Here is a 4,788-nt window from a genome sequence, read left to right on the forward strand (position 1 = left end):
GAATCCCAGGGTCAGGCGCGCGGAATTCGCCGTAGGCGTAGCGCGGGCGCCCCGCCGCGGGCTTCCCCGTAGACTGGAAGGCATGCGATCCTCAGCTTCCCGGCACCTCCTTAAAGCAGCGCTCTGGGACATGGATGGCATCAATGTCGACACCGAGCCCTTCTGGATCGCAGCCGAACACGCACTCGTCGAAGCCCACGGCGGACAATGGTCCCACGAACAGGCCATGCAGCTCGTGGGACAGTCCCTGATGTTTTCTGCGGGAATCCTGCAGGAAGCCGGCGTGACCCTGGAACGGCGCGAGATCATCGACACCCTCACCGGCCACGTGATCAGCCAGGTCCGGAGCTCCATTCCCTGGCGGCCCGGGGCCCGCGAACTGCTCGACGAACTCTACAACGCCGGCGTCCGTTGCGCCCTGGTCACCATGTCCGAGGCCCCGCTGGCCCGGGAGATCGTTGCGAGCCTGCCCGAGCCCTACTTCGAGTTCCTCGTCACGGGAGACACTGTGACGCAGGGCAAGCCGCACCCGGAGGCTTACCTCACGGCCGTTGAGCTCCTGCAGCAGCAGGATCCCGAGCTCGGCCTGCACCACTGCGTGGCCCTGGAAGATTCCGTGCCGGGTGTCGCCGCCGCCGTGGCCTCCGGCGTCGTCACGGTCGCCATCCCGCACATCCTGCCCCTCCCGCACGATCCCCGCCGCGCCACCTGGAACACCCTGGAGGGCAGGACAGTCGCTGACCTGGAGGAGCTCGTGGCCCTGCGGCACGACTTCCCCGACGCCACCTTCGGCGCCGCCGCGGACCCAACCGGCCGCTTAGGCACGGTCTCGACCACGGTCTCGACCACACTCTCGACCGCGGGCCACGCCCGTGGCTGACACCGGCAGCCAGGGGCAACCCGGCAAGACTCCGGCGACCCGCCGGGAAGGGATCCCGCTGGGCCGGATCGCCGGCATTCCGGTATTTCTGGCGTATTCCTGGTTCATCATCGCGGCCTTCACGGTGATCGCCTACGGGCCGGTCCTGCAGAGCAACAATCCGCGCCTCGGCGTCACCGCTTTCTTCGTCGCCTTCGCCTACGCGCTGCTGCTCCTGATTTCCGTGCTGGCCCATGAACTCGCGCACGCGCTGACCGCGAAGCTGTTCCACTGGCCCACGGAGAAAATTGTCCTCAACCTCTGGGGCGGCCACACCCAGTTCCAGAGCTTCACGGCCTCACCCGGCCGCTCCGTCCTGGTGGCGATGGCCGGGCCGGCCGCGAACTTCGTCCTTGCCGGCGCAGGCTGGCTCCCGCTTGCGTACGGCAACCTGAACGGCGTGGCCGACATCCTGGCCAACATCTTCGTCTGGGCCAACCTGCTGATCGGCATCTTCAACGTCCTTCCCGGCCTTCCGCTGGACGGCGGCCGGCTGGTCGAATCCGCCGTGTGGAAAGCCACCGGCAGCCAGGAGAAGGGCACAATTGCGGCAGGCTGGGCGGGCCGGATCATCGTGATCGCCCTCGCCCTGTGGTTCATAGCCCTGCCGCTGGTCAGCGGCGCACGTCCGGATATTTCCTTCACCCTCATCACCGCCCTGGTGGGCAGCTTCCTGTGGATGGGGGCGTCGGCCGCGATCCAGCAGGCCCGCCTGCGGGGCCGGCTGCACCTCGTCGACGCCGCGGCCCTCGCCGAACCCGCCCTCGGCCTTCCGGAAACCGCGACGGTCGCGGACCTCCTGGACCGGGCGCCGGCAGGAAAGCCCGCCGTGGTGCTGTGCGACCGGGACGGCCGTCCCGTGGCCATCGTCGACGCCGGCGCCGCAGCCAGTGTGCCTGCCGGACTGGCCGCAGCGACCGCCCTGACCGCGGTCTCCTACCCCCTTGGCGCGGGCGCCTATGTCCCCGAATGGTCCAAGGGCCAGGAGCTCGTCCAGTACCTGGCCCAGCTCGAGGGCCAGGAGTACGCGGTGGTGAACCGCGAGGGCGCCGTCACCGGGCTGCTGCGCCAGTCCGCCGTCGTCCGGGCCATAACGGGCAAGTACCGGAACGAACGCCAGAACCAGGGGCAGAACCGGTAGAGTTACTGGGCGGTCGTGAATTTCCGGCCCCCACGCGCAAGGACCGGTGCCCGCCGGCATGTCCGCGGCCACACAGCTTTACAGGAGCGAGGAACATCTTCATGAGCAGCGACACCGCCGCAGGCACTAACACTGCCAACACCACCGCCGCCGCCGGCACCGACACTCCCGCCGCCGAGGGCAGCACTGCCGCCAGCGCTAATGGTGCCACCGGCGCGGCGCGCCGCCGCGGACCCTTCCGCGAAGGCGAACGCGTCCAGCTCACGGACGAGCGCGGCCGCATGAACACGATCACCCTCGAAGTCGGCGGGGCCTTCCACACCCACCGGGGCTTCCTGAACCATGACGAGATCATCGGCAAGCCCGACGGCTCAGTGGTGGTCAACAACGTCGGACAGCAGTACCAGACCCTGCGTCCGCTGCTCTCGGACTTCGTGCTCTCGATGCCCCGCGGCGCGGCCGTCGTCTACCCCAAGGACGCCGGCCAGATCGTGACCATGGCGGACATCTTCCCGGGCGCACGCGTCGTCGAAGCCGGTGTCGGCTCGGGCGCCCTGTCCATCTCCCTGCTGCGCGCGGTGGGGGACAACGGCTACCTGCATTCCTTCGAACGCCGACAGGAGTTCGCGGACATCGCCCGCGGCAACGTCGAGACCATCTTCGGCGGACCGCACCCGGCCTGGAAGATCTCCCTTGGCGACTTCCAGGAGGAAGTGGTGCGCACCGAGGAACCCGGCTCCGTGGACCGCGTGGTCCTGGACATGCTCGCGCCGTGGGAATGCCTCGACGCCGTCGCCACCGTCCTGGCCCCCGGCGGCGTGTGGATCAATTATGTCGCGACTGTGACGCAGCTTTCGCGGACAGCCGAAGCCATCCGCGCGGACGGACGCTTCACCGAACCCGACGCGTGGGAATCCATGGTCCGCGGCTGGCATCTCGAAGGCCTGGCCGTCCGCCCGGACCACCGCATGGTCGCCCACACGGGTTTCCTGCTGGTAACCCGCCGCCTCGCCGACGGCGTCACGGGCATTTCGGTAAAGCGCCGCCCCTCCAAGACCGACTTTAACGAAGAAGACGTCAACGCCTGGACCCCGGGCGCTGTGGGCGAGCGTGCGGTCTCGGACAAAAAGCTGCGCCGCGCCGCCCGCGACGCAATCGCCGGAACGAACGTCGTCGACGCCCCGGAGATAACGAACTAGGCAGCATATTTCGGATGTCTCCAGCGGCACCCGCCTTCTTAGGGCTATGGTCTTAACAGAAGAGCAGGAAGGGGCTGATGCACGATGGAGACTCCGAATACTGACCCGGGCCGCACACCGGCCGAGGACGCAGCAGATGCTGCCGCCCGCACGGATGCGGCGCGCGCCGCAGCCGGCGAGGGTGACCGGTATGCCGCCAATGAACTGTCCGTCGCCGAGCGCCAGGTCAACATCCTCCGGGACAAGCTCCGCCACATTGACCGCCAGCTCGCCGCCGCGACGCAGAACAACTCCAAACTGGTCAGCATGCTGGAAACGGCCAAGGCCGAGATCCTGCGGCTGAAAAACGCCCTCGACCAGGAGGGACAGCCGCCGTACAGCTTCGGCACCATCCTCCAGCTCAACCCCAAACGGCAGCCGACGGCCGGGAACAGCGGCCAGGCGGCCACGGAGGAATCCGTGGATATCTTCAACGCCGGCCGCAAGATGCGGGTTGGGATCAGCCCGCTGGTCAACATCAGCCAGCTCGCCGTCGGGCAGGAAGTCCTGCTCAACGAGGCCCTGATGGTGGTCGCCGGACTCGGCTACGAGCGGGCCGGGGACCTCGTCACGCTCAAGGAAATGCTGGGGCCTGACCGTGCGCTGGTGGTGGGCCGGGCCGACGAGGAGCGGGTCATCCGGCTCTCCGGTGCCCTGCTCGCCCAGCGGCTCCGGGTCGGCGACGCGCTCTCGATTGATTCCCGGACCGGGTACGCGCTGGAAAAGATCCCGCGCTCCGAAGTGGAGAACCTCGTGCTCGAGGAAGTCCCGGACATCACCTACCAGGACATCGGCGGACTGGGCCCGCAGATCGAACAGATCCGCGACGCCGTCGAACTGCCCTTCCTGCACCCGGACCTGTACCGGGAGCACGGGCTGAAGGCGCCCAAGGGCATCCTGCTGTACGGCCCGCCCGGCTGCGGCAAGACCCTGATCGCCAAGGCCGTGGCCAACTCGCTGGCCGCCCGGGCCGCCGAGCGCGCCGGCAAGACGGACATGAAGAGCTACTTCCTGAACATCAAGGGACCCGAGCTACTCGATAAGTACGTCGGCGAGACCGAACGCCACATCCGCCTGATCTTCGCGCGCGCCCGGGAAAAGGCGTCCGAGGGCAGCCCGGTGGTGGTGTTCTTCGACGAAATGGACTCGCTGTTCCGCACCCGTGGCACCGGCATTTCCTCCGACGTCGAAACCACCATCGTCCCGCAGCTCCTCAGCGAGATCGACGGCGTCGAACGGCTGGACAACGTGATCGTGATCGGCGCCTCGAACCGGGAAGACATGATCGATCCGGCGATCCTGCGCCCGGGCCGCCTGGACGTGAAGGTGAAGATCCAGCGCCCCGACGCCGAGGCCGCGGCCGACATCTTCAACAAGTACATCACCACGGACCTGCCCTTCCACGAGTCCGACCTCGGCGAGCACAACGGCGACGTGCAGGCGACCGTGGACGCCATGGTCCAACGCACCGTCGAGGCGATGTACTCCAC

At 68.1% G+C, this 4,788-nt stretch carries 4 protein-coding genes; all 4 read left to right on the plus strand.

The genetic code is table 11. From position 1 onward, the window contains the following. Positions 1-82: 82 nt before the first annotated feature. Positions 83-880 (plus strand): HAD family phosphatase, encoded by a 798-nt coding sequence (locus LQV45_RS17975; protein WP_230008194.1) that lies wholly within the window; start codon positions 83-85, stop codon positions 878-880. Further along, positions 873-2,060: a site-2 protease family protein gene (locus LQV45_RS17980; protein ID WP_230008195.1), complete on the plus strand. Its 1,188-nt coding sequence runs from the start codon at positions 873-875 to the stop codon at positions 2,058-2,060. The genes LQV45_RS17975 and LQV45_RS17980 overlap by 8 nt, the downstream gene beginning before the upstream one ends. A 101-nt stretch (positions 2,061-2,161) precedes the next feature. Then, entirely contained in the window at positions 2,162-3,259 is a 1,098-nt protein-coding gene (locus LQV45_RS17985) for a tRNA (adenine-N1)-methyltransferase (RefSeq protein WP_230008196.1), read from the plus strand. A gap of 84 nt (positions 3,260-3,343) precedes the next feature. Continuing rightward, positions 3,344-4,788 (plus strand): proteasome ATPase (gene arc, locus LQV45_RS17990; protein WP_230008197.1); only part of this gene is annotated, 1,445 nt, incomplete at its 3' end.

It is taken from the genome of Microbacterium sp. Bi128, assembly GCF_918698205.1.

Excerpts from the sequence above, each read along its gene's own strand:
- LQV45_RS17975 (WP_230008194.1), top strand. The coding sequence starts at position 83 with ATGCGATCCTCAGCTTCCCGGCACCTCCTTAAAGCAGCGCTCTGGGAC.
- LQV45_RS17985 (WP_230008196.1), top strand. The coding sequence starts at position 2,162 with ATGAGCAGCGACACCGCCGCAGGCACTAACACTGCCAACACCACCGCC.